General features: G+C 61.6%; 1 protein-coding gene. It reads right to left on the reverse strand.

The window, feature by feature from the left end; genetic code table 11:
- A partial coding sequence (locus AC0IYH_RS33015) for an SDR family NAD(P)-dependent oxidoreductase (RefSeq protein WP_471838606.1) occupies positions 1 to 214 on the reverse strand: 214 nt, incomplete at its 3' end.
- Positions 215 to 250: the final 36 nt, after the last annotated feature.

Below are 250 nucleotides of genomic sequence, written 5' to 3' on the forward strand. Positions count from 1 at the left end.
CGACAAAGGTGGGATACACATCGCAGATGTGGATGTTCGGCCGCTTCGACACTTCGCCACGCAGGGCCTGACTGAACCCGCGCAATCCGAATTTGCTCGCTGCATAGGCCGCCGCATAGGGCGTCGCGACGAAGCCGCCGACCGAGATCATGTTCACCCAAGTGCCGCGATCCTGCGCGAGGAAGATCGGCAAGACCGCGTGGACGTCGTTCATGTGACTAACCAGATTCGGCTCGATCACCCGCGCGTG

The organism is Pseudomonas sp. AC463 (assembly GCF_979253585.1).